This window comes from Yoonia sp. 208BN28-4 (assembly GCF_037543925.1).
In the GTDB taxonomy this organism is placed as follows: Bacteria; Pseudomonadota; Alphaproteobacteria; order Rhodobacterales; family Rhodobacteraceae; genus Yoonia.
The window spans coordinates 35967-62577 of the sequence record NZ_JBBIFY010000004.1; the positions used below are offsets into that span (position 1 = coordinate 35967).

At 58.1% G+C, this 26611-nt stretch carries 32 protein-coding genes; 13 read left to right on the forward strand and 19 right to left on the reverse strand.

The genetic code is table 11. The features are described 5' to 3' along the window. Positions 1 to 58: 58 nt before the first annotated feature. The 12 genes from odhB to mdh form a co-directional block, all read right to left on the reverse strand. A complete protein-coding gene (gene odhB, locus V8J84_RS13785) occupies positions 59 to 1273 on the reverse strand; it encodes a 2-oxoglutarate dehydrogenase complex dihydrolipoyllysine-residue succinyltransferase (RefSeq protein WP_339932146.1) in 1215 nt (404 codons plus the stop codon). Next, positions 1273 to 4233, reverse strand: a complete 2961-nt coding sequence (locus V8J84_RS13790; protein WP_339932148.1) for a 2-oxoglutarate dehydrogenase E1 component — start codon at positions 4231 to 4233, stop codon at positions 1273 to 1275. The genes odhB and V8J84_RS13790 overlap by 1 nt, the downstream gene beginning before the upstream one ends. Positions 4234 to 4277: 44 nt before the next feature. Further along, positions 4278 to 4916, reverse strand: coding sequence for a hypothetical protein (locus V8J84_RS13795; protein WP_339932150.1), 639 nt, complete (start codon positions 4914 to 4916; stop codon positions 4278 to 4280). Beyond that, positions 4913 to 5581: a hypothetical protein gene (locus V8J84_RS13800; RefSeq protein WP_339932152.1), complete on the reverse strand. Its 669-nt coding sequence runs from the start codon at positions 5579 to 5581 to the stop codon at positions 4913 to 4915. Before V8J84_RS13800 ends, V8J84_RS13795 begins: the two co-directional genes overlap by 4 nt. Before the next feature lie 63 nt (positions 5582 to 5644). Continuing rightward, complete coding sequence (sucD, locus tag V8J84_RS13805) at positions 5645 to 6532, reverse strand: succinate--CoA ligase subunit alpha (RefSeq protein WP_339932154.1); 888 nt, start codon at positions 6530 to 6532, stop codon at positions 5645 to 5647. A gap of 53 nt (positions 6533 to 6585) precedes the next feature. Beyond that, positions 6586 to 6780, reverse strand: coding sequence for a hypothetical protein (locus V8J84_RS13810; protein ID WP_339932156.1), 195 nt, complete (start codon positions 6778 to 6780; stop codon positions 6586 to 6588). 133 nt (positions 6781 to 6913) lie between these two features. Beyond that, a complete protein-coding gene (locus V8J84_RS13815; RefSeq protein ID WP_339932158.1) occupies positions 6914 to 7111 on the reverse strand; it encodes a hypothetical protein in 198 nt (65 codons plus the stop codon). Positions 7112 to 7401: 290 nt separating this feature from the next. After that, entirely contained in the window at positions 7402 to 7644 is a 243-nt protein-coding gene (locus V8J84_RS13820; protein WP_339932160.1) for a hypothetical protein, read from the reverse strand. 104 nt (positions 7645 to 7748) lie between these two features. Further along, positions 7749 to 7943, reverse strand: a complete 195-nt coding sequence (locus tag V8J84_RS13825) for a hypothetical protein (protein WP_339932162.1) — start codon at positions 7941 to 7943, stop codon at positions 7749 to 7751. A 112-nt stretch (positions 7944 to 8055) separates the two neighbouring features. Beyond that, positions 8056 to 9249, reverse strand: a complete 1194-nt coding sequence (sucC, locus tag V8J84_RS13830) for an ADP-forming succinate--CoA ligase subunit beta (RefSeq protein WP_339932164.1) — start codon at positions 9247 to 9249, stop codon at positions 8056 to 8058. Between the two features lie 162 nt (positions 9250 to 9411). Then, a complete protein-coding gene (locus tag V8J84_RS13835) occupies positions 9412 to 10395 on the reverse strand; it encodes a hypothetical protein (RefSeq protein ID WP_339932166.1) in 984 nt (327 codons plus the stop codon). A gap of 69 nt (positions 10396 to 10464) precedes the next feature. Further along, entirely contained in the window at positions 10465 to 11427 is a 963-nt protein-coding gene (gene mdh, locus V8J84_RS13840; protein WP_339932168.1) for a malate dehydrogenase, read from the reverse strand. 101 nt (positions 11428 to 11528) lie between these two features. On the opposite strand from mdh, the gene V8J84_RS13845 reads away from it, so the two are divergent. Beyond that, entirely contained in the window at positions 11529 to 12290 is a 762-nt protein-coding gene (locus tag V8J84_RS13845; protein ID WP_339932170.1) for a sulfite exporter TauE/SafE family protein, read from the forward strand. Here the strand turns inward: V8J84_RS13845 and V8J84_RS13850 are convergent. Further along, positions 12270 to 12581, reverse strand: a complete 312-nt coding sequence (locus tag V8J84_RS13850; RefSeq protein WP_339932172.1) for a hypothetical protein — start codon at positions 12579 to 12581, stop codon at positions 12270 to 12272. The genes V8J84_RS13845 and V8J84_RS13850 overlap by 21 nt on opposite strands. A 194-nt stretch (positions 12582 to 12775) precedes the next feature. Between V8J84_RS13850 and V8J84_RS13855 the strand changes: the two genes are divergently transcribed. The 11 genes from V8J84_RS13855 to V8J84_RS13905 all read left to right on the forward strand — a co-directional run bounded on the left by V8J84_RS13855 (position 12776) and on the right by V8J84_RS13905 (position 20292). Further along, entirely contained in the window at positions 12776 to 13618 is an 843-nt protein-coding gene (locus V8J84_RS13855; protein WP_339932174.1) for an HpcH/HpaI aldolase/citrate lyase family protein, read from the forward strand. After that, positions 13615 to 14160 carry an NnrU family protein gene (locus V8J84_RS13860; protein ID WP_339932176.1) on the forward strand — a complete coding sequence of 182 codons (546 nt, stop codon included), beginning with the start codon at positions 13615 to 13617 and terminating at the stop codon, positions 14158 to 14160. The genes V8J84_RS13855 and V8J84_RS13860 overlap by 4 nt, the downstream gene beginning before the upstream one ends. A gap of 3 nt (positions 14161 to 14163) precedes the next feature. Then, entirely contained in the window at positions 14164 to 14367 is a 204-nt protein-coding gene (locus V8J84_RS13865; RefSeq protein ID WP_339932178.1) for a DUF1737 domain-containing protein, read from the forward strand. Next, entirely contained in the window at positions 14364 to 15389 is a 1026-nt protein-coding gene (locus V8J84_RS13870) for a MaoC family dehydratase (RefSeq protein WP_339932180.1), read from the forward strand. The genes V8J84_RS13865 and V8J84_RS13870 overlap by 4 nt, the downstream gene beginning before the upstream one ends. A 94-nt stretch (positions 15390 to 15483) precedes the next feature. Beyond that, positions 15484 to 15987, forward strand: coding sequence for a GNAT family N-acetyltransferase (locus V8J84_RS13875; RefSeq protein ID WP_339932182.1), 504 nt, complete (start codon positions 15484 to 15486; stop codon positions 15985 to 15987). A gap of 322 nt (positions 15988 to 16309) precedes the next feature. Beyond that, a complete protein-coding gene (sdhC, locus tag V8J84_RS13880) occupies positions 16310 to 16693 on the forward strand; it encodes a succinate dehydrogenase, cytochrome b556 subunit (RefSeq protein ID WP_339932184.1) in 384 nt (127 codons plus the stop codon). 12 nt (positions 16694 to 16705) lie between these two features. Continuing rightward, complete coding sequence (gene sdhD, locus V8J84_RS13885; protein ID WP_339932186.1) at positions 16706 to 17077, forward strand: succinate dehydrogenase, hydrophobic membrane anchor protein; 372 nt, start codon at positions 16706 to 16708, stop codon at positions 17075 to 17077. Positions 17078 to 17107: 30 nt separating this feature from the next. Next, a complete protein-coding gene (gene sdhA, locus V8J84_RS13890; RefSeq protein ID WP_339932188.1) occupies positions 17108 to 18913 on the forward strand; it encodes a succinate dehydrogenase flavoprotein subunit in 1806 nt (601 codons plus the stop codon). Between the two features lie 27 nt (positions 18914 to 18940). Further along, positions 18941 to 19213, forward strand: a complete 273-nt coding sequence (locus V8J84_RS13895; RefSeq protein ID WP_339932190.1) for a hypothetical protein — start codon at positions 18941 to 18943, stop codon at positions 19211 to 19213. Beyond that, complete coding sequence (locus V8J84_RS13900) at positions 19210 to 19500, forward strand: hypothetical protein (protein WP_339932192.1); 291 nt, start codon at positions 19210 to 19212, stop codon at positions 19498 to 19500. The genes V8J84_RS13895 and V8J84_RS13900 overlap by 4 nt, the downstream gene beginning before the upstream one ends. Positions 19501 to 19512: 12 nt before the next feature. Beyond that, on the forward strand, positions 19513 to 20292 hold the full coding sequence (locus V8J84_RS13905) for a succinate dehydrogenase iron-sulfur subunit (protein ID WP_339932194.1): 780 nt from the start codon (positions 19513 to 19515) through the stop codon (positions 20290 to 20292). A gap of 48 nt (positions 20293 to 20340) precedes the next feature. Here V8J84_RS13905 and V8J84_RS13910 read toward each other — a convergent pair whose 3' ends face one another. Together V8J84_RS13910 and V8J84_RS13915 are read right to left on the reverse strand one after the other, a co-directional pair. Further along, complete coding sequence (locus tag V8J84_RS13910) at positions 20341 to 20958, reverse strand: hypothetical protein (RefSeq protein ID WP_339932196.1); 618 nt, start codon at positions 20956 to 20958, stop codon at positions 20341 to 20343. 108 nt (positions 20959 to 21066) lie between these two features. Further along, complete coding sequence (locus V8J84_RS13915) at positions 21067 to 21675, reverse strand: hypothetical protein (protein WP_339932198.1); 609 nt, start codon at positions 21673 to 21675, stop codon at positions 21067 to 21069. A gap of 133 nt (positions 21676 to 21808) precedes the next feature. Here V8J84_RS13915 and V8J84_RS13920 point away from each other — a divergent pair, with 133 nt between their 5' ends. Then, positions 21809 to 22660 (forward strand): urea carboxylase-associated family protein, encoded by an 852-nt coding sequence (locus V8J84_RS13920; protein WP_339932200.1) that lies wholly within the window; start codon positions 21809 to 21811, stop codon positions 22658 to 22660. On the opposite strand, the gene V8J84_RS13925 is transcribed toward V8J84_RS13920, so the two are convergent. From V8J84_RS13925 to V8J84_RS13940, 4 genes are all read right to left on the reverse strand, one after another. After that, the gene (locus V8J84_RS13925; protein ID WP_339932203.1) at positions 22661 to 23275 is read right to left on the reverse strand and encodes a hypothetical protein; all 615 of its coding nucleotides are present in this window, start codon (positions 23273 to 23275) and stop codon (positions 22661 to 22663) included. A 15-nt stretch (positions 23276 to 23290) separates the two neighbouring features. Further along, positions 23291 to 23998, reverse strand: coding sequence for a purine-nucleoside phosphorylase (gene deoD, locus V8J84_RS13930; RefSeq protein WP_339932205.1), 708 nt, complete (start codon positions 23996 to 23998; stop codon positions 23291 to 23293). A 115-nt stretch (positions 23999 to 24113) separates the two neighbouring features. Beyond that, positions 24114 to 24572, reverse strand: a complete 459-nt coding sequence (locus tag V8J84_RS13935) for an H-NS histone family protein (protein WP_339932207.1) — start codon at positions 24570 to 24572, stop codon at positions 24114 to 24116. After that, positions 24544 to 26514: a protein meaA gene (locus V8J84_RS13940; protein ID WP_339932209.1), complete on the reverse strand. Its 1971-nt coding sequence runs from the start codon at positions 26512 to 26514 to the stop codon at positions 24544 to 24546. Before V8J84_RS13940 ends, V8J84_RS13935 begins: the two co-directional genes overlap by 29 nt. Between the last annotated feature and the right edge of the window lie 97 nt (positions 26515 to 26611).

Genomic DNA, 26611 nt, shown 5'->3' on the forward strand with positions numbered 1-26611 from the left:
GTCGGTTTTCAGTCGTGGTCGGTGTGGTGACGGCGGGGCTGCACCCCGCCGCACTTGATCACAGATCCATCAGCAGACGGCGCGGATCTTCAAGCGCCTCTTTTACGCGGACGAGGAAGGTCACAGCACCTTTGCCATCCACGATGCGGTGATCGTAGGACAGGGCCAGATACATCATCGGGCGGATCACAACCTCACCGTTGATCGCCATGGGGCGGTCCTGGATTTTGTGCATGCCAAGGATACCGGACTGCGGCGGGTTCAGGATGGGCGAGGACATGAGTGAGCCGTAGACGCCGCCGTTCGAGATTGTGAACGTGCCGCCCTGCATTTCGGCCATCGACAGTTTGCCGTCGCGGGCTTTGGCGCCCTTTTCGGCAATCGCTTTTTCAATTGCAGCGAATGACATCTGGTCGGCGTCGTTGATCACAGGCACCACAAGGCCCGTTGGCGTGCCTGCGGCGATGCCCATGTTGACATAGTTCTTGTAAACCACGTCGGTGCCGTCGATCTCGGCGTTCACTTCCGGCACTTCGTTCAGCGCGTGGATGCAGGCCTTGGTGAAGAAGGACATAAAGCCCAGTTTCACGCCGTGTTTCTTGAGGAACAGGTCTTTGTATTCGTTGCGCAGGGCCATCACCTCGGTCATGTCGACCTCGTTATAGGTGGTGAGCATGGCTGCAGTGTTCTGGCTGTCTTTCAGGCGCTTGGCGATGGTCTGGCGCAGGCGCGTCATCTTCACGCGCTCTTCGCGGGGGCCATTGTCTTGGGCCGGAGCCGATGCGGTCGCAGGCTTAGACGAACCGGCGGCAATCGCCTTTTGAACGTCTTCTTTCATCACACGACCATCTTTGCCGGTGCCATCAACATCGCCTGCGGACAGGTTGTTTTCTGCCATCAGCTTTTTCGCGGATGGCGCATCTTCGGTGTCTTTGTTGCCTTCTTTGGCGGCAGCAGGGGGCGCTGATGCCTCTTCTGTCTCGGTCGGCTTATCCTCTTTGGGGGCTTCCGACTTTTCGGCAGCGGGCTTGGCGTCGCCTTCAGAGATTTGCGCCAAAAGCGCATCAACGCCGACGGTATCGCCTTCGGCGGCGACAATCTCGGACAGGGTGCCGGCCACAGGCGAAGGCACTTCGACTGTCACCTTGTCTGTCTCAAGCTCGCACAGCATTTCATCAACGGCGACGCTGTCACCGGGTTGCTTGAACCATGTGGCGACGGTGGCTTCAGTGACGCTTTCACCAAGGGTTGGAACGCGGACTTCAGTGCTCATTATTTCGATCCTTCAAGTGTGAGAGCGTCATTCACGAGCGCCTCTTGTTGTGCTTTGTGCTGGCTGGCAAGGCCCGTGGCGGGCGATGCGGCAGCGGCGCGGCCTGCGTAGACGGGCCGTGTGTTCGTGGCACCGATGCGGGTCAGCACCCATTCGATGTTGGGCTCCATAAACGCCCAAGCGCCTTGGTTTTTGGGTTCTTCCTGACACCAGACCATCTCGGCGTTTTTGAAGCGTTGAAGCTCTTTGACCGACGATTGCGCGGGGAACGGATAGTACTGTTCGTAGCGCAGGATGTAGATGTCGGTGATGCCACGCTTGTCACGCTCTTCCAGCAGGTCGAAGTAGACCTTGCCGGAACACATGACGACGCGCTTGATCTTGTCGTCTGCAACCAGCTCGGTGTCCGAATTGCCGTGCTGGGCATCGTCCCACAGAACGCGGTGGAAGGATGATCCGGTTTGGAATTCCTCGGCCTTTGACACGGCCAGCTTATGACGCAGCAGCGATTTTGGCGTCATCAGGATCAGCGGCTTGCGGAAGTCGCGGTGGATCTGGCGGCGCAGGATGTGGAAATAGTTGGCGGGCGTCGTGCAGTTGGCGACGATCCAGTTGTCCCCGCCGCACATCGTCAGGAACCGCTCCAGACGTGCCGACGAGTGTTCCGGCCCTTGCCCTTCGTAGCCGTGTGGCAACAGGCAGACGAGGCCCGACATACGCAGCCATTTGCTTTCGCCAGACGAAATGAACTGGTCGAACATGATCTGCGCACCGTTGGCGAAATCGCCGAATTGGGCTTCCCACAGCGTCAGCGCATTGGGTTCGGCCAGCGAATAGCCGTATTCAAAACCCAGCACCGCATATTCCGACAGCATGCTGTCGATCACTTCATACTGGGACTGCCCGTCGCGGATGTTGTTGAGCGGGTAATACCGTTCTTCGTTTTCCTGATTGATCAGGGCCGAGTGACGGTGGCTGAACGTGCCGCGTGTCGCGTCCTGTCCTGACAAGCGTACGGGGAAGCCTTCGGTCAACAGTGACCCAAAGGCCAGCGCCTCGCCTGTTGCCCAATCAAAACCTTCGCCGCTTTCAAACATTTCAGACTTGGCCTTCATCAGGCGGTCGATGGTTTTGTGCGTCGGGAAGCCGGTCGGCGCGGTCACAAGCGCACGTCCGATCTGATCCATTGTCTCGGGTTTGATCGCGGTTTCGCCGCGCTGGTAGTTGTCACCGTCACGCCGGTCCAGATGGCTCCAACGGCCATCCAGCCAGTCGGCCTTGTTGGGCTTATAGGTTTTGCCGGTCTCGAACTCTTCATTGAGGTGCGACTGGAACGACGCTTTCATGTCCTCAATCTCGCCTTCGGGGATCAGGCCGTCCTTGACCAGACGTTCCGTATAAAGCGTGAGTGTGGTTTTCTGCTTTTTGATCTTTTTGTACATCACCGGGTTGGTGAACATCGGCTCGTCGCCTTCGTTGTGACCAAAGCGGCGGTAGCAGATGATATCCAGCACAACGTCCTTGTGGAACTTCTGGCGGAACTCGGTGGCCACGCGCGCGGCATGGACCACGGCCTCAGGATCGTCACCGTTGACGTGGAAGATCGGTGCCTCAACCATCAGCGCAATGTCGGTGGGATAGGGGCTGGAGCGGCTGAAGTGCGGTGCTGTGGTAAAACCGATCTGGTTGTTCACCACGATATGCATCGTGCCGCCGGTCTTGTGGCCCTTAAGACCGGACAGACCAAAGCCTTCGGCCACAACGCCTTGGCCTGCAAAGGCTGCATCGCCGTGCAACAGGATGCCCATCACGCGGGTGCGATCCTCGTCGTTCTTCTGGTCCTGCTTGGCGCGCACCTTGCCCAGCACGACGGGGTTCACCGCCTCAAGGTGGGACGGGTTGGCGGTCAGCGACAGGTGGACGGAGTTATCGTCAAACTGGCGATCCGAGGACGCGCCAAGGTGGTATTTCACGTCGCCCGATCCGTCGACGTCTTCTGGCTTGAACGATCCGCCCTGAAATTCGTTGAAAATCGCGCGGTAGGGTTTCTGCATCACGTTGGCGAGCACCGAAAGACGGCCACGGTGCGGCATGCCGATGACGATATCCTCAAGCCCCAGCTGTCCGCCACGCTTGATGATCTGTTCCATCGCAGGGATCAGGCTTTCGCCGCCATCAAGGCCGAAACGCTTGGTGCCCATGTATTTTACGTGCAGAAATTTCTCGAAGCCTTCGGCCTGCACAAGGCTGTTCAGGATCGCCTTGCGCCCTTCTTTGGTGAAGGCGATTTCCTTGCCATAACCTTCGATCCGCTCTTTCAGCCAACCCGCCTCTTCGGGGTTGGAGATGTGCATGTATTGCAATGCAAACGTGCCACAATAGGTGCGCTTCACGATGGCCAAAATCTCGGCCATGGTTGCAATCTCGAGGCCAAGCACATTGTCGATAAAGATCGGACGGTCCATGTCTGCGGCGGTAAAACCGTAGTTGGCAGGGTCCAGTTCTGGGTGCTGATCGTTGTCACGCATGCCCAGTGGATCAAGATCGGCCACCAGATGGCCACGGATGCGATAGGCGCGAATGATCATCAGCGCGCGCAAACTGTCGAGCACGGCGGCACGCACCTGTTCCTCGCTCAGACCCACACCTTTTTCGGCGGCCTTGCCTTTGATCTTGTCGCCAGCAGCTTTGGGTTCCACCGGCCACTGGCCGTCAAGCGCAGCTGTCAGATCATCATTGGGCATCGGCGGCCAGTCGGCGCGCGCCCATGACGGACCTGCGGCTTCTGCCTTGGCCTCGGCGCCCGTGTCGCCCAACGCGTTGAAGTAAGCCTGCCAGCTTTCATCCACCGCGCCGGGGTTCTCGGCATAGCGGGCATAAAGCTGTTCAATATATTCGGCGTTGTGCCCCTGCAGGAAAGAGCTTTCGTGAAAGGCGTCGTTGGGGGATTGATCGTTCATCGTGTGGACCTCGTTGGTCTGGGAAACGGTTTTGGCTATCTGGACTAGTCGGTGCTGTCGTCGTCACCATCGGCGGCTTGCGGCGGGATGACGGTCTGGATGTAAAGACCATTGCGCCCGGCAAGGCGCGGCGTGGGTTCGGTTTCGGGATCAAGCTGCACGACCATCATGCGGGTCATTGATCCGTCGCTGTGTTCGGGGCCGGCAAAGGCGGCCATGTTGATCTGCGGTAAGATGGTCTGGTCGTCGATGCTTTCAAACACGGCGTCCACCAGCGTTGCATCGGGCAGGGCGAGCCAGCAATCAACGCGGAACTGCCCGTCGTCCATCTCGTAGCCGCCGATCATCATGATATGTCTGTCCTGCTCGTACAGATCGCGATCACCGACCAGCTCAACGCCGGGCTGATTGCCAGCCTCTGCGCGGGCCGTCATCATGTCATCCCATGGCAGTCCGGATGGCCCGATCACCGGCAGGAACGTGTCGGAAATTCTGGCAATAGCGCGGTCGCGGTCCTCGGTGACGGTCCAGCCATCGGCCAGCATTGTGGCGATATACTGTTCGCGGTCCGCATGGGTTTGCGCGCAAGCATTAAAGGACGGGGCCAGATCACCCAGAATTTGCGCTTGGCCCTGACTGGCTAAGGTGCCAAGGGCGAGCATGAGAGCTGTCTTGCGCATCATTGCGAAATCTCCCCGCGGTAGGCAGCCGTCGCAAAGACAGTGCGGATGACTGGGCCTCCAAAGAATGTTGTCAGGTCAGGATCGCCGTCAATTTCGACCAATGATGCAACCCACAGTCCCGGACGCGGGCGCTGGTCCATCGACATAAGCGATTGCGACCATGCGCGACGATCGCCCTGTGCCTCTCCGTCGCGGATCACGTCGGCAAAGGCATCGGTATTAGCAGGCGCTGGTAGCATCACGTCGCATGCAACTGTGTTGGGCAGATCGACGATCCATTCGATTTGCGCAAAGCCGATCCCGTCAGGAGCGACATAGGCCTGAGCCTCGTAATTGCCCAGCTTGGCCGCGTTATCCGCCAGACGTTGGTCGAAAAGCGACTGCTCGGCGTCGAAGTCAAAATCGTCCATGCTTGAGCGGCGCAACGCGACGAAAAACAGCGCGGCTGATTTGTTCATGTCGTCATAAAGCGCGTCGGGCATCGGGTCCCACCCCAGACTTGCCATGCTTGTGTCGGCAGTGGCTTTGTCGGGGACTGTTTCGCAGATCGACAGCACATCCATGATGGGGTCCGGTTCGGCCAGCACATCGGTCGCAATCCAAGCGCCTGCGCCGACCAAAAGGGCCGCGCCGATGCCGAGCAAAACTGGTGTGCGGTTTGCCAAAACCAAATGTCCCTTAGTGTGCAAGGCGGCGGCAGCGTTGACATGCGCCGCCGCTTTGCAGGTTTACCCTTTGTCGATTGCTTCCAAGACGGCTTCGCCCAATGTGGCGGGGCTGTCTGCGACGATGATACCGGCGGATTTCATCGCCTCAATCTTACTTTCCGCATCACCTTTACCGCCTGCCACGATGGCACCGGCGTGGCCCATGCGACGGCCCGGAGGCGCCGTGCGGCCCGCGATAAAGCCTGCTGTCGGCTTCCAACGGCCCTTCTTCTTTTGGGCCGTCAGGAATTCGGCGGCTTCTTCCTCGGCAGAGCCGCCGATTTCGCCGATCATGATCATGGAGTGTGTTTCATCGTCATCAAGGAACATATCGAGCACGTCGATATGCTCGGTCCCTTTGATGGGGTCGCCGCCAATGCCGACGGCTGTGGATTGGCCAAGGCCACTGTCGGATGTTTGCTTCACAGCTTCATAAGTAAGCGTGCCGGAACGGGATACAACGCCGACGCTGCCGCGCTTGTGAATGTGACCGGGCATGATGCCGATCTTGCACGCGTCAGGCGTAATGATACCGGGACAGTTCGGGCCGATCAGGCGGGAGGCGGACCCTTCCAAGGCGCGCTTCACACGCATCATGTCCAGCACAGGGATGCCTTCGGTGATGCAGATGATCAGCTCCATTTCGGCGTCGATAGCCTCAAGGATTGAGTCGGCGGCAAATGGCGGCGGCACATAGATCACAGAGGCGTTGGCCTCGGTCTTGGCCTTTGCTTCGTGCACGGAGTTGAAGATTGGCAGGTCCAGATGGGTCTGGCCGCCTTTGCCGGGGGTCACACCGCCGACCATCTTGGTGCCATAGGCAATCGCCTGTTCAGAGTGGAACGTACCTTGCGAACCGGTGAGGCCCTGACAGATTACGCGGGTGTTTTCATCGACGAGAATGGCCATGTGTTTTGGTCCTTGATCTTCTTGGGTTGCGACGTGTGAGGCAGATCGGCGGCTTAGCCGTCAATCGCCACCACATCGGAGTTTTCTGTTACGACAACAACGCCAGCATCCGGCGCGGCAAACGTCACCGGCGAAATCGCCTGTGGGCCTTCGCGGACGGGCAGGTCAGACAGGTCACGGGTGCCGCCGCAGTTGGCAAGGGCAGTGACCGCCGCAATGGCGACAAGAGCTTTGATCGGAGATGTCATAATGTGTCCTTCTGGAGCGTGAGTGTCTGGAAGTCGGGTGTCAGAACGTCAAAAACCGCCCGCAGCGAAAGCTGCGCACGGTTTGACGTGTTGTGGACCGGGTTTGCTGCGGCAGAGGTGCTGCCGCCTGCAATTACTCGATCGTGTAATACAGTTCTGCTTGTGGACCGCAGCGCACGGGCATGCCTGGGGCGCCCTGCATGTACGGATTGTCGCCGCATACCATCGGGCCGGCCGCGTTGATCGGCGCTGTTGCGGACAGTTTGGTGCTGTCGCCCATGCAGGCCGACAAGGATACTGTGGCAGCCATCATCATCATATACTTTGTCATCGTCTTTCTCCTTTGACCGACGTGTCAGACCGCTGACCGCTGCCGGAAGCATGGCAAAGGTCGCAGGACGTTCTCGGTTAATATGGCGTAAAGACGTGGTCAGATTGTGGGGCAGACATGGCAATAATGCGGCACGCTGTGCACAGCCGCCGACGACCCGTTCCAACGGAGCAATGGCGCACGCAGGTGACGCAGTCTGTGCGTCGATGCCGTCGGGTGTCAGCGCCATGATCCTCTCAATTCAGTCCGCACAGGCCGGAGAGCGCCAGCCTGCGCGGATTATCTGGCCGCTACCGGAAGGTATACGGCGATTGGGTTTGTGGCCCGCAACGTGTTGCAAAGCCTGCGTTGTTGTTGATGTACATCGCACTGATGCCCGTCATGCCCGAACACTGTGACGGGCCGGTATAGTTGCGAGACACCTCGCCCCCGTCGATGCTGCCCATACAGGCAGACATGGATACGAAGGCGGCGGCGGAAAGTGTCAGTTTCATCATGGGATCATCGTCCTTTTCAAATGCGTCTGGGTCCATGCCACAAGCAGTCATGCTTGCGATCTGTGGGCACCTTGCGCCTGAAGTGTTGACGATGAGTTGCACTGAAAATTCCACTCAAATGCGTGTTTTTACAACTTGATTTAACGCACGATCGGTTGTGCTTGCGGGCCGCAGCGCACAGGGTCGGTTGCGGTGCCGACAGCCGTGACAGAGGCCGTAGTGCAGGACTGCACGCCGGTCCGTTCAAAGCTGGTGTCATTACCGGTTGAGCCGATGCCCGCACAGGCAGACAGCGACGCGATGACAGGAATAAGAACGAGAAGCTTGGAAGACATAAGGATTACCCCTTGGAATGAGTTACTGAAAAGATCGGTCTTTGACCTGTTCTTGTTCTGCCCGTCGTTCGTCCGGCGCGCAGCATAACAGCGCGCGCCGGCATGTTCTGCACTAGCCTTTGACGGCCTTTACGATTTTCTGTGCGCCGTCTTTGAGGTCATCAGCTGCAATCACATCAACATCGCTTTCGTTGATGATCTTCTTGCCCGCCTCGACGTTTGTGCCTTCAAGACGCACGACCAGCGGCACTTGCAAGCCAACTTCTTTCACAGCAGCGACAACGCCTTCTGCGATGACATCGCAGCGCATGATGCCGCCAAAGATGTTGACCAGAATGCCTTTGACCTGCGGATCGGACGTGATGATCTTGAAAGCTTCGGTGACTTTTTCTTTTGTCGCACCGCCGCCCACATCAAGGAAGTTGGCAGGCTCTGCGCCATAAAGCTTGATGATGTCCATTGTGGCCATCGCCAGACCTGCACCGTTGACCATGCAGCCGATCTCGCCGTCCAACGCGATGTAGTTCAGGTCGTATTTGGACGCAGCAAGTTCCTTGGGGTCTTCTTCGGTCTCGTCGCGTAGGGCGGCGACGTCGGCGTGGCGGTAAACCGCGTTGCCGTCAAAGCTGACCTTGGCGTCCAGCACTTTCAGATCACCGCCGTCGGTGACGATCAGCGGGTTGATCTCAAGCATCTCCATGTCTTTTTCGGTGAATGCTTTGTAAAGCTGGCCCATCAGTTTCACGCACTGCTTGACCTGATTGCCTTCGAGCCCCAGCGCAAAAGCGACACGGCGACCATGGTAGGCCTGATAGCCAGTTGCGGGATCGACGGTGAAGTTCAGAATTTTCTCGGGCGTGCTGGCAGCGACCTCTTCAATGTCCATGCCGCCTTCGGTGGAGCAGACAAAACCGATGCGGGATGTCTGGCGATCCACCAGAAGGGCCAGATACATCTCTGTCTCGATGCCCGAACCGTCCTCAATATAGACGCGGTTCACTTGCTTGCCCGCCGGGCCGGTCTGGTGCGTGACCAGTGTGCGGCCCAGCATCTTCTTGGCTTCCTGCGCGGCTTCCTCAACCGATTTGGTCAGGCGCACGCCGCCGGCATCACCGGCATCGGCTTCTTTGAATTTGCCTTTGCCACGGCCACCGGCGTGGATTTGGGCCTTCACCACCCAAAGCGGGCCGTCCATTTCACCGGCGGCAGTTTTCGCGTTCTCGGCTTTGAGAACGGCGCGACCGTCACTGACGGGGGCACCGTAGGATGCGAGCAAGGCTTTGGCCTGATATTCATGGATGTTCATGTGCGGTCCCTGTGGTTGGGTGAATTTGTTTTACACAAACACATCCGAATCCATAAAAGAACAGTGAACGCCGCCGTTTCTTCAAAAACCCGACATTTGTGATCACACGTTTTTCGGGTGTGATCACAAATTCGCCGCGAGCGACGTTTGATGCGATTCGCTTTAGCTGCCGTGGGTTAGCAGTGGCGCATTTGCAGGTGTCGCCGCCCCGTAGCTGACAATAACGATATCCAGACCTGCATCAGGAAACAGATTTACCGCGCGCGCTATGGCCGCCGTAATATCAGCCGCGGCGTTCCCGAACGCGCCACCGCCAAGGCGGGTCAGATAAACGCGCTTATTCCCGGTGCGCTTTGCATGCTGAAGTGCGGCCAGCAAAGTGGCCTCATACGCGGCTTCAAGGATCAGGTTGCCGAAGGGCGCAAGGTGCCACGGCATGAGATCCGAATAGGCGATGGGTAGCGCGCTGCAATAGACTTGGGTGACGCGGTGTCCGGCATCGTCAAGCGTGACCTCGGTGTCGGCTTGCACGCCGATGCGGATCAGGTCGCGCAGGTGATCGTGGTCATCACCGGCAATCTTGCGATTAAGCGTTTCAATTCCGTCCGCGCGTGGCAGCGCATAGCCATTGCGCATGTCCCAAAGTGCATGGTCGTGATTGCCAAGCGCCTTGCCGAGGTCGGTCAATGTGTCGATTTGCTTGGTGGCGGACTGGCCGGTCTGCCCATCGGTTGGCACAAAATAGTTGCGATAGATTGTGCCAGCCGCACAAGCGATGGCGCAGGCAGGACCTTGGGTTTTGTCGGTGCTATAACGGGCGATGCCGTCATCAGGGCTGACAGAGGGTCCGATCATTTCAAGCAGATTGAATTGCGACGCGACCTGAAACATCGCGCCCGCGTTGGCTGGATCATGGTGCAAAGCCTGCACATCGGCCACGACCTCTCTCACGGTCGTTGCCCCGTTGCTAGGCACCGGCGCCGCGAGTTCACGCAGCTCGGCAAGGGACGGGATACTCAGCGATCCGGCTGACATCACGCGCCCGTTCGGGCAGATCAGATCGGTGCCGTCCCAGGCAATGCCGTCGCGCGCAGTCTTTGGCCGATCGTCAGGCAGGCCGGTAAGGCGCGTAAACCAGTTATCCATCTGGCCACGATAGCAAAAAGGGCGCCCTGTGAAAGGACGCCCTTTGATATTTCTGGACTGAGATCCGGTTTAGCTCAGGCTGTCGTCGATGCCTTTGCATGCATCCACAAGGCCTTTGACGGCGTCGACGGATTTGTCGAACATCGCCTGCTCGCCCTTGTTCATCTTGATCTCGACGACACGTTCGATACCGCCAGCACCGATCACGGTGGGCACGCCCACGTAGGTGCCGTTCAGGCCATATGCGCCGTCAACGTAAGCCGCGCATGGCAGCAAACGCTTTTGATCCTTGAGGTAGGCCTCGGCCATCTCAATGCCGGATGTGGCAGGTGCGTAGAAGGCGGAACCTGTCTTGAGCAAACCAACGATTTCGGCGCCACCATCACGGGTGCGCTGTACGATCGCGTCCAGCTTTTCCTGCGTGGTCCAGCCCATGTCGACCAGATCGGGCAACGGGATGCCTGCAACGGTGGAATAGCGTGTCAGCGGAACCATTGTGTCGCCGTGGCCACCCAGAACGAAAGCTGTCACGTCGCGCATGGAGACGTCGAATTCGTCAGCAAGGAAGTGACGGAAGCGCGCCGAGTCCAGCACGCCCGCCATGCCGCAGACCATGTGGTGTGGCAGGCCGGAAAATTCGCGCAGCGCCCAGACCATCGCGTCAAGCGGGTTGGTGATACATATGACAAATGCGTCCGGCGCATTGGCGGCAATGCCTTCGCCCACGGATTTCATCACCTTGAGGTTGATACCCAGCAGGTCGTCGCGGGACATGCCCGGCTTGCGGGCGACACCGGCGGTGACGATGCAGACATCCGCGCCAGCGATATCGGCGTAATCGTTGGAGCCCTTGAAGCTGCCGTCGAACTTGCCGGCGGGGCCGGATTCGGAGATATCAAGCGCTTTGCCCTGTGGAGCGCCTTCGGCGATGTCGAACAGGACGACGTCGCCCAATTCTTTGACCGCTGCGAGGTGGGCAAGTGTGCCGCCGATCTGTCCGGCGCCGATAAGGGCAATCTTGGGTCTAGCCATGAGAGCAATCCTTTTGAGGGTTTGAAGTTGCGCCTGTGCCTAGTCTTTTGCCAAGCGTGGTGCAAGTGTGCGCCGCAATCTGCGCATCAGAGAGGTGGGACGTGGACGGGTTAACATTCTGGGCATTGGCGGTTTTTGCCGCATTTTGTGTCGGTCTTGGCAAGGGCGGTGTGCCTGTTATCACGGCGCTGGCGGTGCCGCTGATGTCGCTGGTGATCTCACCGATTCTGGCGGCTGGGTTGCTTTTGCCGGTGTTTTTGGCGGCAGACGCTGGTGGGCTTTACGCCTATCGCAAAACGTTCAACCGCGATGTGCTGCGCATTCTGATGGTGGTGATGCCCATCGGCGTTTTCATTGGCTGGGCCACGTCCGCCTACGTGCCGGAGGCCGCGGTGACGTTGCTGATCGGGGTGATCGGAGCGAGCTTTGCTGTGGTCACGCTGACCCGCCGTCCGGTTGAAGGACCTGCGGTGGCGCCACGGTGGAACAAGGGCATTTTTTGGGGCACGATCACAGGATTCACCAGCTTTGTAAGCCATTCGGGCGCGACCCCGTATCAGGTGTTCACGCTTCCCTTGCGGATGGATAAAATCACTTTTGCAGGGACGATGACCGTCGCATTTGCCTATATCAACGTGGTCAAACTGATCCCCTATTATGCGCTGGGCCAGCTTGGGACGGAGAATCTGAAGACCGCCGCGATCATGATGATCCCGGCGGGCTTTGGTGTGGTAGCGGGCGTTTATCTTGTGCGCATCATCCCCGAAAAACTGTTCTTCCAAGTAATCCTGTGGGCGCTTTTGGGCCTGTCGCTCAAGCTGATCTGGGATGGGGTGACAGCGCTAGGCGCCTTCATCATTTGACCCGCTTTCATCAAGGAGTTGAAAACCTTGACCGGCCGAAACAAGACAGGTCGGGCCACCCGGTGCGGTGATGGTAATGGTCCACGAGCCGGTCTCGGACGAGGCAAAAACCTCAAGAATCGTATTGGCGTTAGTCAGACCCATCGCCTGTCGACTTTCGCCGTAGCCTTCGGCAAGGCGAGCGACAACGGTTGCATGATCGGCGCAGTTGCGGCCTTGGGCATAGGCGGATTGGGTCGCCAGCAGCATCGCGCCGATGCCGAGTGAGAGCAGAAAGAAAGTACGTTTCATCTGAAAAATCCCGTGTTGAGGTATAGCTGAGCAGATCATCAGGGTGTCGCGGTCGTGGTGATAAATTGGTTAATCGACCGCACAGGGGTACTAGTGCTTTACACGAATTGCTGCGCTGCGGCGCATTTGGGCTTGAAGTTTTTCGCAAGACTGGTCCATGTTTCGCGCAACAATCTTACGCAAAGGATATCGCTATGTCAGATCGCCCTGCCAGATCGGCGCTTTATATCCCCGGATCGTCCGCGCGGGCGCTCGATAAGGCGCGCAGTCTGCCGGTTGATATTATCCTGTTCGATCTCGAGGACGCGGTCACACCGGATGCCAAGGAGGATGCTCGATCAGCCCTGACAGGCTGCCTCGCGGAAGGTGGCTACGGTGCACGTCAGACCATCGTGCGGATCAACGGGCTGGACACCCAATGGGGCGCAGATGATGCAAAAGCGGCGGCAGACATGGCATGCGACGCTGTGCTTCTGCCAAAGGTAAATGGACCCGAGGATGTGGATGCCTTGGCGGCCTTGGTGCCGGACAAGCCGATCTGGGCGATGATGGAGACCCCCTTGGGTATTCTGAACGCCGCTGCCATTGCTGCGCATCCCAAGGTGGCCGGATTTGTCATGGGTACAAATGATCTGGCCATGGATATCGGATCAAACGGACGGGCCGCGATGACGACGTCCCTACAGCTTTGCCTGCTGGCGGCGCGGGCGCACGGCATTGTGGCGCTGGATGGCGTGTACAACGCGTTCAAGGACGAGGAGGGGCTGCGCACCGAATGTGACGAAGGGCGCGCGATGGGCTTTGACGGCAAAACGTTGATCCATCCCGCACAGGTCGCAATTTGTAACGCCACTTTCGGGCCAAGCCCCGAGGAGATCGCGCTGGCGGAACGTCAGATCGCGGCCTTTGATGCGGCCCAATCCGAGGGGAAGGGCGTTGCCGTCGTTGACGGAAAGATCGTCGAAAACTTGCATGTGGCGACAGCGCGGGCCACGCTGGCGAAAGCAAAGGCAATCGCGGCGTTGGAGGCATCATGATATTACTTATTCTCGGTCTGGCCTTGTGGTCGGGCGTGCATCTTTGGAAGCGGCTTGCGCCTGCGCATCGCACACAATTTGGCGACAAGGGTAAAGGTCTTGTCGCTGCGGGATCGGTCGTGGCCATCGTGCTGATGGTTTTCGGCTACGGCATGGCGGACGGTGCATTCTACTGGGGCCGGACGTCGGCCCTGACGGGGATCAATAACCTTCTGATGGTGCTAGCGGTCTACCTGTTTGCAGCATCCGGCGGGAAGGTCGCCGTCACACGCTATATCCGGCATCCGCAACTGACTGCCGTGGTCCTTTGGGCTGTGGCGCATCTGCTTGTGAACGGAGATAGCCGCTCCGTGGTGCTGTTTGGCGGGCTGGCGGTGTGGGCGCTGGTCGAAATGGTTTTGATCAACCGTGCCGAAGGGCCACGCGGGGCCTATCATGCGCCGCCGATCAAGAAAGAAGTGACGGCTGTTGTGGCAACGATCGTGGTGTTTGCTGTGGTGTCGGTCATTCACAGCTGGCTTGGCTACAACCTGTTTGGATAAGACATGAAAATCTATCGTTTACTTACCGAAGATGACACCTCGGCCTTCTGCCACAAAGTGTCCGAAGCGCTATCAAAAGGTTGGGAGCTTTATGGCACCCCGACCTACGCGTTTGACCACGCCAACGGTGTGATGCGCTGCGGGCAGGCGGTGACCAAGGACATCGACAAACCCTATTCCAGTGACATGAAACTGGGCCAGCAATGAGCAAGACAAACGCGGGTCGGTTTTTCGAAGATTACGCCGTTGGCGATGTGATCACACACGCTGTGCCGCGCACGATCAAGATGGGGGAAAGGGCGCTTTACCACGCACTTTACGCTGCGCGTCACGCGCTACATTCGTCGGACATGTTTGCGCAAAGTTGCGGGCTGCCGTTTTCGCCGCTTGATGATCTTGTGACGTTCCACACTGTCTTCGGCAAGACTGTGCCGGATGTGTCGCTGAATGCGGTGGCCAATCTGGGCTATGCGCAGGGGCGCTGGATCACGCCGCTTTGGCCGGGTGATACGATCACCGCGACGTCCGAAGTCATTGGGGTCAAACAGAACTCCAATGGGAAAAGCGGCGTTGTCTGGGTCCGCACAACGGGGCGCAACCAGCACGGCGAAGTGCTGCTGGAATATGTGCGCTGGGTCATGGTGCGCAAGCGTGGTGAAGGGGCAGCACCTGAGACGGTGATCCCCGATCTGCCGGATGCTGTCGCGGCGAGTGATCTGGTGATTCCGCGCGGACTTGATTTCACCGATTACGATTTTGCACTGGCTGGCGAACCGCATCGCTTGGGTGATTACGCCGTGGGCGAGGTGATCGACCATGTGGACGGTGTTACGGTGGAAGAGGCCGAACACATGCTGGCCACGCGCCTGTGGCAGAACACGGCCAAGGTGCATTTTGACGCGACGAACCGGCCCGACGGGAAGCGGCTGATCTATGGTGGTCACGTGATTTCACTGGCCCGCGCACTGTCGTTTAACGGACTGGCCAACGCGCAGATGATCGTGGCGCTGAACGGTGGCGCGCATGCAAATCCCTGTTTTGCAGGTGATACCGTGCGCGCGTGGTCCGAGGTGCTGGATGTGGCCGAGGTCGCTGCGCCCGGTGTTGGCGCGATCAGGCTGCGACTGGTGGCGACGAAGGGCGAGGCAGGGGCTTTGCGCGGAGACGACGGGAAGTATCTGCCGGAAGTGCTGCTTGATCTGGATTACTGGGCTTTGATGCCGGTTTGAAGGCAATGGCCGCTTTGAGCCCAGAGCAGACGCACTACAACTTCCGCGTTGCCTATAATATCATCAACTCGAAGCAATCTTTGGAAAACATGATATGCAAGTTCGCGTTGCTAAGACTGATGACGTTTCGAACATCGAAGCACTGTTTCATCGATCATACTCGGTTTTAATGGCTCAAGCCTATTCTTCCGAGCTTTTAGCAATAGCCCTGCCAGCCATGATACGAGCAAACCCTGCGCTAATCGCGTCGGAAAATTTCTTTGCAGTAGAGGATGCGGGAACGATCATTGGATGTGGCGGCTGGAGCTTGGACGCACCGGGATCAGGGGTAACAACCAGTGGTTTAGCACACATCCGTCACTTTGCGGTTGATCCTGAGCACGGAAGACGCGGTGTAGGCCGCGCGATATTTTCCGAATGCGCAAAGAGCGCTGTGATGAAAGGCGCTGTGAATTTTCAAGCGCTATCCAGCCTTAACGCGGAAGGTTTTTACGCCCGTATGGGCCTTAAGAAGTTGGACCTAATTGATATCCCAATGGGAGTTGCGGTGTTATTTCCAGTCGTTTTGATGGAGGGGGCGATACCTGAAATTCCTTAAAGTTGTAGGAACCATAGGAAGGTGGAGACAGCTTGAGCGAAGGTCGGCTTTGTCCCGCAAAGCAGCCATCGTGAGTCGACGGGATTGGAGGACAAGTCAGTTATTTTTGCGTGCCCCGGATGGGAGGGTAGCATTAGACCTTGGTGCATCTGTGTGATCACACCACAAAACTCTGTGATCACAACTGCAAAAAACCCCACGCCCCGCGACAAATATTCACGTCTTTTCAACGCTGGTCTGCGTGACTCTGCTCTCTATATCAGACATAAAGCTAGCAACGCGCCGATTTCGCCGTCGGGGCATCGCAACAAAGGGACCTCTCATGGCCGATGTTAATCGTGGCAATCGCCCGCTGTCGCCGCACCTTTCCATCTATCGCCCGCAGATGACGTCGATGACGTCGATCTTTGTGCGGATCACGGGCAACGCGCTGATCGTTGGTGCCTTGCTAATCGTCTGGTGGTTTGTCGCCGCCGCTGCGGGGCCGGATGCATTCGCCACCGCCAACGGCTTCATCACCAGCTGGTTTGGCGATTTGATCCTGTTCGGGTCGGTTGCGTCGCTTTGGTATCACACGCTGGGTGGCGTGCGGCACCTGATCTGGGACATGGGCTATGGCCTCGAGGTCGATCAGGCCGAAACGATGGGCTACATCATGATCATCGCCTCTGTCCTGCTGACCATTTTCACTATCATCGTCACATAAGGGATCGCAGATATGGCTTTTCTGACCGACCGCAAACGCGCCGCTGGCATGGGTTCCGCCAAATCGGGGACCGAGCATCACTGGATGATGATGGTCACCTCTTTTGCGCTGCTGATCCTGATTCCGTGCTTTGTTTTCACCTTCGGCGCGATCCTTGGCAGCCCGTATGAAGAGGTGCTGGCCTACTACCAGCGCCCCATGCCTGCCGCGATTGCCGCGCTGACCTTCATGGTCGGCTTCTTCCACTTCCGCAAAGGTGTGCAGACCCTGATCGAGGACTATGTCCACGGTGTCGCCCGCAAGGGTCTGATCATCGCGATGATCTGTCTGTCCTACGGTGCTGCCGCCCTTGGCGTGCTGTCCGTGCTGCGGCTCGCTTTTTAATTCTGCCCTCATCCTAATCGGAGATTTTTGATGGCTGCTTACGAATACGAAACCCATGTCTATGACGCGATTGTGGTTGGTGCCGGTGGTGCCGGTCTGCGCGCGACTCTGGGTCTGGCTGAACAGGGTCTGAAAACGGCCTGTATTTCCAAGGTGTTCCCGACACGCTCGCACACAGTTGCCGCACAGGGTGGCATTGCTGCATCGTTGGGCAACATGGGGCCGGATAGCTGGCAGTGGCATATGTATGACACCGTGAAAGGGTCCGACTGGCTGGGTGATACCGACGCGATGGAATACCTCGCCCGTGAAGCGCCCAAGGCGGTTTACGAGCTGGAGCACTATGGCGTGCCGTTCTCGCGCACCGAAGAGGGTAACATCTACCAGCGCCCGTTCGGCGGTCACACCACAGAGTTCGGCGAAGGCCCGCCCGTGCAGCGCACTTGTGCAGCCGCTGACCGGACCGGTCACGCGATCCTGCACACGCTTTATGGTCAGTCGCTGAAACAGCAGGCCGAGTTCTACATCGAATACTTCGCGCTTGATCTGATCATGTCCGAGGACGGCGTCTGTCAGGGTGTCATCGCGTGGAAGCTGGACGACGGCACGATGCACGTCTTCAACGCCAAGACCGTTGTTCTGGCGACGGGCGGTTATGGTCGGGCCTACTTCTCGGCCACGTCTGCTCACACCTGCACTGGCGATGGTGGCGGCATGGTCGCGCGTCAGGGTCTGCCATTGCAGGACATGGAATTCGTGCAGTTCCACCCGACCGGTATCTACGGTGCTGGCTGCCTGATCACCGAGGGCGCGCGCGGGGAGGGTGGTTATCTCACCAACTCCGAAGGCGAGCGATTTATGGAGCGTTATGCACCGACCTATAAAGACCTCGCGTCGCGAGACGTGGTTTCCCGTTGCATGACAATGGAAATCCGCGAAGGACGCGGCGTGGGCGCGGATGGTGATCACATTCACCTACACCTCAACCACTTGCCTAAGGAAACGCTTGATCTGCGTTTGCCGGGTATCTCGGAAAGCGCGCGTATCTTTGCGGGCGTGGACCTAACGAAAGAGCCGATCCCCGTGCTGCCAACCGTTCATTACAACATGGGCGGTATCCCGACGAACTATTGGGGTGAGGTGCTGAACCCGACTGCGGATAATCCTGACGCGATCGTGCCGGGCCTGATGGCTGTTGGCGAGGCGGGCTGTGCCTCTGTGCATGGTGCGAACCGTCTCGGTTCGAACTCGCTGATTGACTTGGTCGTCTTCGGCCGCGCTGCCGCGATCAAAGCGGGTGAAGTTGTGGATGCAGAAGCCAAGAACGGCACGCTGAACCAAGCCTCTGTTGACCAGTGCTTTGACCGTTTCGACGGGTTGCGCCACGCCGATGGTGGCACCGGCACCGCCGAGCTGCGTCTGGAAATGCAGCGCGCGATGCAAAAAGACGCCGCCGTGTTCCGCACGGACAAGACGCTGGCCGAGGGTGTGAAGGAAATGGAAGGTATCGCCGGTAAGATGGACGATATCAAAGTGACCGACCGGTCGCTGGTCTGGAACTCTGACCTGATGGAAACGCTTGAGCTGACGAACCTGATGCCCAACGCGCTCGCCACAATCGTTGCAGCAGAAGCCCGCAAGGAAAGCCGTGGTGCCCACGCGCACGAGGATTACCCTGATCGTGACGACAAGAACTGGCGCGTTCACTCGCTTGCTGTTGTTGATGGTGCGAAAACGACGCTGACCACGCGCCCTGTGCATCTTGATCCTTTGACCAAGCAAGATGAGGGCGGGATCGACATGAAGAAGATCGCACCTAAAAAGCGGGTCTACTAAATGCGGCTAAGCGCGGGCCTTTTTGCAATGCCACTTCTGGCCGCATGTGCGGTTCCGGTTGCTGGCGACGCACGCGCGCAGGCCCGCGCCCTGCTCTTGGCCAACCTCGACGGCACCAGCGATACGCCTGAAACACGCGCCGCAACCGCCGCTTGCGCGGAAGAGAGGATGTCGGATGAAGGGATCGCGGCCCTTGTGGCAGCACGCTCCGATGCCCAGCGGCGTCAGGTGATCCTTGCCGAAAACGTGCCAAGCCCCTTTGACCTGCGGTTCTGCGCATTTGACAAGGTGTCCGCATGATCCGGCGTGGCGTAGTTTTGTTGATCGCGCTGGCGGGATGCACTGACATCCCTGTTAGCCCTCAACTGCTAGCGACCCAGTGCGCTGAACAGGCGCGTGCAGCCCTTGGTCCGACAGGAAGCGTGACACTAGGCGCCAACAGTAATTCTGGCCCGTTCAGCCGCGCCGAGATCGGGATTTCAAGCGATTTCATTCGCGGACTGGCCCCGGAAACCGTTTATGACCGCTGCTGGTTCAACCGCACGGGCGAACTGCCAACCATTCCCTTGGTTCTGCCAAGACCCTGAGAAGGAAAGAACATGGTCCAACTAACACTCCCCAAGAACTCTCGTATGACAACGGGCAAAACATGGCCCAAGCCCGAGGGTGCGACGAACCTGCGCAAGGTGCAGGTCTATCGCTGGAACCCTGATGACGGCAAAAACCCGTCGTTGGACACATATTTTGTCGATATGGACACTTGCGGCCCGATGGTTCTGGACGCGCTGATCAAAATCAAGAACGAGATTGATCCGACGCTGACCTTCCGCCGGTCCTGCCGCGAAGGTATTTGCGGGTCATGTGCGATGAACATCGACGGGATTAACACGCTGGCCTGTATTTACGGCGTCGAAGAGGTGCAGGGCGACATCAAAATCTACCCGCTGCCGCACATGCCGGTGGTCAAGGACCTGATCCCCGACCTAACCCACTTCTACGCGCAGCACGCCAGCATCATGCCGTGGCTTGAGACCAAGACGAACACGCCCACGAAAGAGTGGAAGCAGTCTGTCGAGGATCGCGAAAAGCTGGATGGTCTGTATGAGTGCGTGATGTGCGCGTGCTGTTCAACATCCTGCCCGTCCTATTGGTGGAACGGTGATCGGTATCTTGGGCCAGCTGCGTTGCTGCACGCCTACCGCTGGATCATCGACAGCCGCGATGAGGCAACGGGCGAGCGTCTTGATGATCTGGAAGATCCGTTCAAGCTGTACCGCTGCCACACGATTATGAACTGTGCAAAGACTTGCCCGAAAGGTCTGAACCCAGCCAAGGCAATCGCGCATATCAAGGAAAAAATGGTCGAGCGGATCGTCTGATCCAGATCAGAACAGCATGATAAAAGCCCCGCCACTGTGCGGGGTTTTTTAGTTGGGCCGCTGGCGTGTAATCCCGCCTGCCATCACGCGATCCCCGTCTACGCCCTGAAACGCACCAAGAACCTCATCCGCGCCGATTAATCCGGCGAGGCTGCCGTCAATTCCGTCGAACGTCACATCGCCCGACAGCAATCCGTCGCTCATGCGGCCTGACACAGCGAATGATGTGGTGTCACCGTTTTGTGCATTTGTTGTCGCGGCCCCTGTCAGCGTGCCAGCGCTAAAATCGGCTGTGAGATCAATCAGGGCGACCGACAAAGATGATGCATCTGGTGTGGCAGCGTCAGCACTGCGTGCGGTGATGATACTTGGGATGACAACAGTTGTGTCATCGGGCGCGGAAGCGACACGGGCATTGGGAATCAAGCCGGCTCGGGCGACAATTCCGTCAGTCGTTGCCCCCACCTGATAGCTGAAACCGTTTCCATTGAAGGCGCGCACAGGGCTGCCGTCGAAAAAGATAAGGTCGTTTGGAAACAGACCATCACTATCGGGCGTCGCAAAAGATGCGCCGGGTGCTGCGAAACTATTTTGCGGGTCAGTTGACGCGCCGCCGCACCCCGATAGGGCAGCGAAAGTGGCGATCATGGCGAAGCGTTTGAGCATAGTGGTCCCCGACTGGCTTATTGCACTGTGGGAAGCCGGACGAATGCTGTCAATCTATCGGGGCTGTCCGGCGCGCTCATTATGCGCGCCGGACGAACTTCAGATGGCCTATTCCGAAACGTCAAAGCCACCGGCAACGATCACACCTTCGGTGTTGCTTTGGATCACAAAGGCACCAATCGCGCGATCGTCTGAAATGACGCCCTGCATATTCGACGTGCTGACGCCGTTGTAGGTCACTGTGCCGCCAAGAATGCCGTTTGTGATCGTGGTATTCACGGCAAGACTGCCCGCGGTGCCCGTCAGCGTCTTATCGGTGAAGCTGGCGGTCAGGCTGATGGGCTGGTTCCGCAGCTGCACATCGCTTGGGTCGGGAGGGCTGCCCGGTGGCACAAGGGTCAGACTGTCGAGGCTATAGGTGCCGTTCATGACCGTTCCACCCGTCAGCGGCGGCTGGTTTACGGTCGTGGGCAGGAGTTGTGCATAGCCCTGCGCGCCAGCATTGATCACGCCGCCAAGATTGGATCCACCGCTGCTGATGCCAAATGTGAAGCCGCCACCGGCGGGCGATGTGATCTCGGTCGGGGTCAGGCCAGCGGGTGGCGGCGTTGGCGCTGGCACCTGAATACGGGCTCCACCAAGTGCATTGGAAATCGCCGATCCACCACAAGCGGACAGGCTGACAACAGCGAGAAGCGACAAGGCAATTTTGAACATCACAAAATCCTATATTTTTCAAAAATCAAAAAAGATGACGCTACGTTAACTACTTTTTGAGATTCGCCCTAGTCACAATTTCCAGCCTTGTCGGCGGCTTGTGATGGCGGGACTGTTCTGCAAGGGTTCGTTCATGACTGACACACCAATCCCCTCCGATGCAGATGAACGCCGTGCCGTGGCACCTGTTATCTGCTATCCAACCGATACGTTGCCGCAGCCTGATCTGGCGCTCTATCAGGCCGCAAGCGGCACGGCGCAGACGGTTGCCACCGCAACCGCCGCACCCCGCGATGCCGCTGCGATCCATGTGCCCGCTGGCCACTTTTTGCGCATCGTCAGCGTGGACGGACCGCAGGTTGGTGATCTCAATCTATTCAACGCCAATGATCTTTCAGAGCGGTTTTATTCGGGAAAAACCCGTGCATTGCATGGCACACATGTGACCACTGGTGACAGGCTTTGGTCATCGTTCCCGACGCTGCGCCCAATGGCTACGATTAGCCATGACAGTCTGGGCTGGTATGGCATCGACGCATTCGGCGGATCGGTTCACGACGTGATTGGCACGCGTTGCGATCCGTATACGGGGCGGCTGCTTTCGGGGGATGATTACCATCACTGCTGCCATTCCAACCTGACCCGCGCATTGGCGGATGAAACCGGACTAACCTTGGTGCAGGCAGAGGCGCATGTGCATGACGTTCTTAACGTCTTTATGTGCACAGGCTTTACGCGCGACACCGGTCAGTATTTCATGAAGCAAAGCCCGGTGCGACCCGGAGATTACATCGAGGTTTTTGCCGAGATTGATCTGCTCGCCGTGCTGAGCGCCTGTCCGGGAGGGGATTGCGGATCAGAGCATTCGAGCGACACAGCTCCGTGCCATCCTTTGCTGATGGAGGTGCGTTCGCCCGCTCAAGGCAGTCTTGATGGGTGGCAGTCGCCCCAGATCAACGCCTACGACCGCAGCCACGGTCGATAGTCAGCGCGCCTTGCCAGCAAAGCCGCCTGCGTAAATGGTGGTGTCTGATGTCGCAAAGAAAGCCCCGATTGCCTCGTCCTCGCCGATCAGACCCGTCAGTGACCCGTCCAATCCGCGATAGGTGACAGTGCCCGCAAGTGTCTGCCCGTCGATCTGCCCGTTGACTGCAAGCAAGCCGTCGCTGCCCGTCAGCGCGGTTCCAGCCATATCAACGGTCAAAGTGATATCACCTGAAAATGCACCGCTCGTACCTGTCAGGATCGGGTCGCCGCCCGGTGTGGTAGCCGGAGTGATCGCAATTTCCGATGTCCGGCTGCCCTGATATCGCGCATCAAAGATGGCAGAACCACCCACAGACCCAGAGACCACGGCGTCAGGCATCAGGCCGGCAAATACGCGCATGCCGACATCCTGCTCAAACCCTGTTTGATAGGCATACTGACCGGGGATCGACCCGCGCTGGATGGATGTCAGGGCAATGGGAAACGTGCCGTCCGACGCCGGCGTGTTGAAGCCGTCCTCAAGCGCGACCGGTTCGGCCACATCCCGCATCGTGCTGCACGCGCAAAGCGCGAAACACAGCGCACACGGCACAGCAAATCCTTGCAATGTCACTTTATCGTCTCCGCCTTAGGCGGCGAATGCGGCGGTCAAAGCGATTTCCACCATATCGCCAAATGTCTTTTCTCTATCACTTGCTGGTAATGCTTCGTGGGTAATCAGATGGTCGCTGACGGTCAATACTGCCAATGCGCGGCGGCCATAGCGTGCGGCCAGTGTATACAGCTCTGCCGCCTCCATTTCGACGGCCAGAATGCCATGCCGGACCATTTGTTCGTTCAGGTCTGGCCGTTCGTCGTAAAATACATCGGATGAATAAATTGGGCCCACATGGACCTTGCTGTCATGGGATTGCGCGGCGGCATATGCGGCGTGCAGCAATCCGAAATCGGCCGTTGGTGCAAAATTCAGTTCGCGGAACATTCCGCTGGAGGGTGTATTGACGGTTGTCGCGCTCATCGCGAGGATCACATCACGGATGCCCACATGATCCTGCATGCCGCCACATGACCCGATGCGGATCAGCGTTTTGGCGTCATAGTCGCGGATCAGTTCGTTGGCGTAGATCGACAGGGACGGCATTCCCATGCCAGAGCCCTGAATGGTCACGCGATGGCCGTTCCACATGCCTGTAAAGCCCAGCATGCCGCGCACTTCGTTGATGCATTTGGCGTCTGTCAGAAACGTCTCTGCCGCCCATTTGGCGCGATAGGGATCGCCCGGCATCAAAACGACCTCGGCAATATCGCCTTGCTCAGCACCAATATGCAAACTCATCCTGCGTCCCTTTTCAAACGGATGCGCTGTGATAGCGCAGCGTTATACAGATGAAAACGGCAAAGCGTGCGGGCCGGTCACCTCCGCAAGCGGGATGCAACCGGCCCGGACGATATCAAATGGCCAGATCGTCTGGCGATTGACCGGCCTTGATTGCAGATTTGAACCAGTCAGGTTGGCGCCCTTTGCCTGTCCACGTCTGCGCGCTGTCAGCAGGATTTGCAAAACGCGGTGGCGATTTTGTTTTCGGGGTTTTCTTGGCAGCCTTTGCCACAGGCATATCACTGGCCAGATCTGCGAGGCTGAAACCATGCGCTGCGGCAGCCTTGGCAGCGGCGTCACGCGCGGCTTTCATTTCCTTCTGCGTGACTTTGACAAGTGCCTTGTCGATATCAACCTTAAGTTTTTCCAGCTCTTTACGAGACATGGATTTCAAATCGAATTTCATTCTTATTTCCTCGAGTGTGGTGTTGCCAGGTGGGTCCCGCCACCGCGACAACAATGCGTAAAAATACTCGAAATCAGGCAATAAGGAAAGAAAAAGCCTATTCTGCAGCCTTTGCGGCCGGATCAACAAGCGAAACGATGTCGTGCATGATCTTGTTCATTTCAAAATCCTTGGGCGTATAAATACGCGCCACACCCTTGGCCAATAGGGCCTGTGCATCATCGTCCGGGATAATTCCGCCTGCAATAACAGGGATATGGCCCATTCCGGCATCGCGCAGTCGATCAAGCGTTTCGGTCACCAGCGGAATGTGTGATCCCGACAAAATGGAAAGTCCGATGACATGGGCGTTTTCTTGCACAGCGGCAGATACCAATTCCTCTGGCGTCATCCGAATACCGTCATAGGTGATATCCATCCCGCAATCTCGCGCACGGGCTGCGATTTGTTCGGCTCCGTTGGAATGACCATCAAGCCCGGGCTTGCCCATCAGAAATTTGATTTTGCGTCCCAGTGCGGCACTGACGCGATCTACTTCTGCGCGAATGTCGTCGAGCCCCTCGGTCCGGTTTGACGGGTTGCGACTGACCCCGGTGGGCGCACGATATTGCCCGAATACGGCGCGAATAACATCCGCCCATTCGCCGGTGGTCACACCTGCTTTGGCACATGCAACTGATGGCGGCATGATATTTGTGCCGTCGATCGCAGCAGCGCGAAGTGTCGCCAATGCCTGCTTGACTGCCGCATCGTCACGGGCCGCCTTCCACGCGGTCAGGCGCGTCATTTGATCGGCTTCCGCGGCAGGATCAGACACCATGATAGCGTCATCACCAGCGGTTAGCGGAGAGGGTTCACCGCTCTGCCATTTATTGACACCAACCACGGTCGTATTTCCGCTTTCAATACCAGCGATGCGGGCGGCGTTACTGTCGACAAGGCGCGATTTCATATAGGCGATGGCCTGCTCTGCACCGCCCATCTCGTCGATCTGTTTCAATTCGGCACGCGCGCCGTCTTTAAGCGCATCAACCTTCTTTTCAATCGCGGGATTGCCGTCAAACAGGTCTTCGTATTCCAGAAGATCGGTTTCATAAGCCAAAATCTGTTGCATCCGAAGCGACCACTGCTGATCCCACGGGCGGGGCAGGCCAAGCGCCTCGTTCCACGCTGGTAATTGTACGGCACGGGCGCGGGCATTTTTGGACAGCGTGACAGCCAGCATCTCGATGAGGATACGATAGACATTGTTTTCAGGCTGCTGTTCGGTCAGGCCAAGCGAATTGACCTGCACACCGTAGCGAAACCGTCGGTATTTGGCGTCCTCGACACCGTAACGGTCACGGCAAATTTCGTCCCACAATTCGACAAAGGCGCGCATTTTGCAAAGCTCGGTCACAAAACGAATCCCCGCGTTCACAAAGAACGAAATGCGCCCCACCATTTGCGGGAAGTTTTCAGCAGGGACTTTGTCGCGCAAATCATCAAGCACCGCCGTGGCTGTGGCCAGCGCAAATGCCAATTCCTCTTCCGGTGTCGCACCGGCCTCTTGCAAATGATAGGAACACACGTTCATCGGGTTCCATTTTGGCAAATGCTCGCGGGTATAGGCGGCCACGTCGGTAATCATCCGCAGCGATGGGGCAGGCGGGCAGATATATGTCCCGCGCGACAGGTATTCCTTGATAATGTCGTTTTGCACCGTGCCCTGTAGCGCGGAGATATCGGCGCCCTGTTCCTCGGCCACAGCGATATAAAGCGACAACAGCCACGGTGCCGTCGCATTGATTGTCATCGACGTATTCATCTGTTCCAGCGGGATGCTGTCGAACAGTGCCCGCATGTCGCCCAAGTGGCTGACAGGCACGCCCACCTTGCCGACCTCACCTTTGGCCAGAACATGATCGCTATCGTAACCGGTTTGCGTGGGCAGGTCGAATGCCACGGAAAGCCCGGTCTGGCCCTTTGCCAGATTGCCCCGATAAAGCGCATTGGACGCCGCCGCTGTGGAGTGGCCCGCGTAGGTGCGGAAAAGCCAGGGGCGGTCTTTTTGCTGCGTCTGCGACATGTCGGTCCTCTGAATCAGTCTGCGCAATATTATTGCGCGGTCAGGGTATGTAGCCGTCACTTTATGACCTTGTCAACGCGCTGCGCTGCGGCATGAC

Excerpts from the sequence above, each read along its gene's own strand:
- sdhC (WP_339932184.1), top strand. The coding sequence starts at position 16,310 with ATGGCCGATGTTAATCGTGGCAATCGCCCGCTGTCGCCGCACCTTTCC.
- V8J84_RS13815 (WP_339932158.1), bottom strand. The coding sequence starts at position 7,111 with ATGACAAAGTATATGATGATGATGGCTGCCACAGTATCCTTGTCGGCC.
- sucD (WP_339932154.1), bottom strand. The coding sequence starts at position 6,532 with ATGGCCATTCTCGTCGATGAAAACACCCGCGTAATCTGTCAGGGCCTC.
- V8J84_RS13825 (WP_339932162.1), bottom strand. The coding sequence starts at position 7,943 with ATGTCTTCCAAGCTTCTCGTTCTTATTCCTGTCATCGCGTCGCTGTCT.
- sdhA (WP_339932188.1), top strand. The coding sequence starts at position 17,108 with ATGGCTGCTTACGAATACGAAACCCATGTCTATGACGCGATTGTGGTT.
- V8J84_RS13850 (WP_339932172.1), bottom strand. The coding sequence starts at position 12,581 with ATGAAACGTACTTTCTTTCTGCTCTCACTCGGCATCGGCGCGATGCTG.
- V8J84_RS13790 (WP_339932148.1), bottom strand. The coding sequence starts at position 4,233 with ATGAACGATCAATCCCCCAACGACGCCTTTCACGAAAGCTCTTTCCTG.
- V8J84_RS13820 (WP_339932160.1), bottom strand. The coding sequence starts at position 7,644 with ATGGACCCAGACGCATTTGAAAAGGACGATGATCCCATGATGAAACTG.
- V8J84_RS13940 (WP_339932209.1), bottom strand. The coding sequence starts at position 26,514 with ATGTCGCAGACGCAGCAAAAAGACCGCCCCTGGCTTTTCCGCACCTAC.
- V8J84_RS13895 (WP_339932190.1), top strand. The coding sequence starts at position 18,941 with ATGCCACTTCTGGCCGCATGTGCGGTTCCGGTTGCTGGCGACGCACGC.
- V8J84_RS13920 (WP_339932200.1), top strand. The coding sequence starts at position 21,809 with ATGACTGACACACCAATCCCCTCCGATGCAGATGAACGCCGTGCCGTG.
- V8J84_RS13865 (WP_339932178.1), top strand. The coding sequence starts at position 14,164 with ATGAAAATCTATCGTTTACTTACCGAAGATGACACCTCGGCCTTCTGC.
- V8J84_RS13795 (WP_339932150.1), bottom strand. The coding sequence starts at position 4,916 with ATGATGCGCAAGACAGCTCTCATGCTCGCCCTTGGCACCTTAGCCAGT.
- V8J84_RS13870 (WP_339932180.1), top strand. The coding sequence starts at position 14,364 with ATGAGCAAGACAAACGCGGGTCGGTTTTTCGAAGATTACGCCGTTGGC.
- deoD (WP_339932205.1), bottom strand. The coding sequence starts at position 23,998 with ATGAGTTTGCATATTGGTGCTGAGCAAGGCGATATTGCCGAGGTCGTT.
- V8J84_RS13835 (WP_339932166.1), bottom strand. The coding sequence starts at position 10,395 with ATGGATAACTGGTTTACGCGCCTTACCGGCCTGCCTGACGATCGGCCA.
- mdh (WP_339932168.1), bottom strand. The coding sequence starts at position 11,427 with ATGGCTAGACCCAAGATTGCCCTTATCGGCGCCGGACAGATCGGCGGC.
- V8J84_RS13900 (WP_339932192.1), top strand. The coding sequence starts at position 19,210 with ATGATCCGGCGTGGCGTAGTTTTGTTGATCGCGCTGGCGGGATGCACT.
- sdhD (WP_339932186.1), top strand. The coding sequence starts at position 16,706 with ATGGCTTTTCTGACCGACCGCAAACGCGCCGCTGGCATGGGTTCCGCC.
- V8J84_RS13915 (WP_339932198.1), bottom strand. The coding sequence starts at position 21,675 with ATGTTCAAAATTGCCTTGTCGCTTCTCGCTGTTGTCAGCCTGTCCGCT.
- V8J84_RS13860 (WP_339932176.1), top strand. The coding sequence starts at position 13,615 with ATGATATTACTTATTCTCGGTCTGGCCTTGTGGTCGGGCGTGCATCTT.
- V8J84_RS13855 (WP_339932174.1), top strand. The coding sequence starts at position 12,776 with ATGTCAGATCGCCCTGCCAGATCGGCGCTTTATATCCCCGGATCGTCC.
- V8J84_RS13910 (WP_339932196.1), bottom strand. The coding sequence starts at position 20,958 with ATGCTCAAACGCTTCGCCATGATCGCCACTTTCGCTGCCCTATCGGGG.
- sucC (WP_339932164.1), bottom strand. The coding sequence starts at position 9,249 with ATGAACATCCATGAATATCAGGCCAAAGCCTTGCTCGCATCCTACGGT.
- odhB (WP_339932146.1), bottom strand. The coding sequence starts at position 1,273 with ATGAGCACTGAAGTCCGCGTTCCAACCCTTGGTGAAAGCGTCACTGAA.
- V8J84_RS13875 (WP_339932182.1), top strand. The coding sequence starts at position 15,484 with ATGCAAGTTCGCGTTGCTAAGACTGATGACGTTTCGAACATCGAAGCA.
- V8J84_RS13810 (WP_339932156.1), bottom strand. The coding sequence starts at position 6,780 with ATGACATCTCCGATCAAAGCTCTTGTCGCCATTGCGGCGGTCACTGCC.
- V8J84_RS13905 (WP_339932194.1), top strand. The coding sequence starts at position 19,513 with ATGGTCCAACTAACACTCCCCAAGAACTCTCGTATGACAACGGGCAAA.